Origin of the sequence: Brevibacterium sp. ZH18 (genome assembly GCF_022748595.1) — a bacterium.
Classification (GTDB): Bacteria; Actinomycetota; Actinomycetes; order Actinomycetales; family Brevibacteriaceae; genus Brevibacterium.
The window spans coordinates 1-2,459 of record NZ_JALDSX010000089.1; the positions used below are offsets into that span (position 1 = coordinate 1).

2 protein-coding genes are annotated in these 2,459 nt (G+C 60.9%); both read right to left on the reverse strand.

Annotation, left to right across the window (positions count from 1 at the left end; genetic code table 11):
- Positions 1-34: 34 nt before the first annotated feature.
- Positions 35-841, reverse strand: a complete 807-nt coding sequence (gene istB / locus MPN20_RS16990; RefSeq protein ID WP_029416761.1) for an IS21-like element helper ATPase IstB — start codon at positions 839-841, stop codon at positions 35-37.
- A gap of 1 nt (position 842) precedes the next feature.
- Positions 843-2,453, reverse strand: coding sequence for an IS21 family transposase (istA, locus tag MPN20_RS16995; RefSeq protein WP_347566846.1), 1,611 nt, complete (start codon positions 2,451-2,453; stop codon positions 843-845).
- Positions 2,454-2,459: the final 6 nt, after the last annotated feature.

A 2,459-nucleotide genomic window follows, 5' to 3' on the forward strand; every position in this document is an offset into this window, starting at 1 on the left:
GAACCGCAGGCGGTTCTGCCCCGTCGAGTAGTTCTCAAGGCGCGGACTGTCGTGTGTGGGCGAGTCGGTAGGAGTGTGTGCCGGTCTCAATGATCGTGCCGTGATAGGTGAGTCGGTCCACGATCGCGGCACACAGTCTCGGGTCGGTGAACGTGTCTGTCCACCCGGAGAATGATTGATTCGACGCGATCGCAATACTGTTCTTTTCCTCTCGTTCGGTCAATACTTGGAAGAGAAGTTCGGCACCACGACGGTCGAGCTCCATGTATCCGAGCTCGTCAATGATCAACAGGTCCACGCGCCCGTAGCGGGCGATGGTCTTCGCCAACGTTTTCTCATCAGCAGCCTCCACCAACTCGTTGACCAGGCGGGTCGCCAATGTGTACCGGACCCGGTGGCCCTGTTCGGCGGCCGCAGTACCGAGACCGATGAGGAGATGGGACTTCCCGGTCCCGGAGTCCCCGATCAAACACAGGGGTTCGCCTTTGCGGATCCACTCACCGGTCGCGAGCTGGTTGATGGTCGCGGCTTCAATGTCGGGGTTAGCGTCGAAGTCGAAATCCCCGAGCCATTTACTCCGCGGGAACTGAGCCGCCTTCACCCGACGGATCGTGGACCTACGGTCACGATCATCAACTTCTGCCAGGAGAAGTTCGGCGAGGAACCCGGGGTAGGAGAGTTGTTCTTTCCCAGCGACGGTGATGGCTTCGTCGAGAACAGCGCGGATCGTGGGTAGCCGGAGTCGTCGGCAGGCTTGATCGATCGCTGCCAGGGCAGCTTCTTCGGTCATGTTGCGGCGTCGCCGCAGACTATTCGTGACAGTGGTGGGTGGTGTGGCCATATCAGGGTGTACTCGCTTTCGGAATATCGGGAGCAGGTGGCCGTGGTGATGGTGCGCCACGGCGTGGGAGCAGCTGATCGTAGGCAGCGACTGACGGGACCGGTCTGGTATCGGGTGGCAGGCCCGCGATCACGGCGCCTGGGTCGGTGAGGCGGCGTTGGGTGAGACTGACAACTTTCTGCTCTTGCTCATTCGTGCGAGCAACGGGATGACGGTCAGTAGTGGCCCCACCGGGAGGTGCATGGCGGCGGGCTTCGATCGCGACGACCTCAGCCGACACCGCGCCGATCTTCAGCGCTGCACGGATTCCTGCGATCACAGCGTCAGCGGGGAGTGCTCGGTGGAGGAGGAGAACGTCGATGAGTTCTTTCGTTCCTTCAGAATCGCCGTTGACTTTCCGGGTTTCTGCCCAAAACGCATCATGGGTTGGGGAGAACGCCCCAGATGCACGGGCGGCTGCCAGTGCTGTGGAGCCGGGGAGGGCTCCGGGTTTGTGTTTGAGAACCTCGAGGTAATGATCAAGATCGACGACATGCCCGCCACGAGACGCGACCCGTGGATGCGTGGCCACCAACCGGTGACCATCGTAGATCTGTAAATGTGAGGCTCTCAGGGAGACGCGGACTTTCTGGCCGATGAGATGTGCGGGCACGGAGTATTTCATCATCCGCACGGTGATCATCGAGGACCGATCAACCCGCGGGTGCAACACGAGACCGGGATCAAAGGCTTCAGTCGGCAACGGAGCCAGCAAGTCCCGTTCAGTGGCGTAGTCGTCGCCGATGGTGGTGAGTTTCCCACTGATCCGCCGGCGGTCGTCGTCGGCTTCCCATGCCTTGATGTGTTCGTTGAGTTCGGCCAGTGAGGCGACTTCGGGCATGGGTGTGAGGTGGTTGCGGCGGAACCAGCCGACTTCTCCTTCAACCCCGCCTTTCTCATGGGCTCCCGTGATGCCGGGTTGGCAATAGAACGGGTCGAACCCGTAATGCGAGGCAAACAGTACCCACCGGTCGTTTTCCTTCCGACGCCGATCCTTCCCGTGCAAGACCGTGGTGACGGCGGCGGTGAGGTTGTCGTAGCGGATATGCCTGGTCGGGATACCGCCGAGAGTTTCGAAGGCGTCGATGTGGCCTTCGAGGAAGGCTTCTTGCCCGCAGGTCGGGTAAACACGGTGGATGGCTTTGCCGGAGTGGGAGAGTCGGTAGACGAACATGTGACACTTCGTTCTCACTCCGTCGAGGATGATCCAGACTTCCCCGAAATCGACCTCAGCTTCAGCACCAGGGGCATGGTGTTGGGGGATGAAGACTTCTTTACGCCTGCCGGCCGCGGTATCGATTTCTGCCCGGCGGACGCGCACGTAGTCGCGGACGGTTGAGTATGAGAGTCCCGCGGCTGCGTGTTCGTCGATGAGCCGGTTCAGGATCCGGGTTGCTGTGTGGCGTTGTTTCCTGGGCGCGTCGAGGTCCGAGCGCAGCATGGTATCGATCGCGGGCTTGTAAGGATCAAGCTTCGGCGACGACCTAGGGCATGTCTCCTTTATTGGCGGAGCCATGTCAGGATCGCGCTGATCACGACGGCCGCTCGATAGGTGATGGCGAGCTTGTCGTATCTCGTC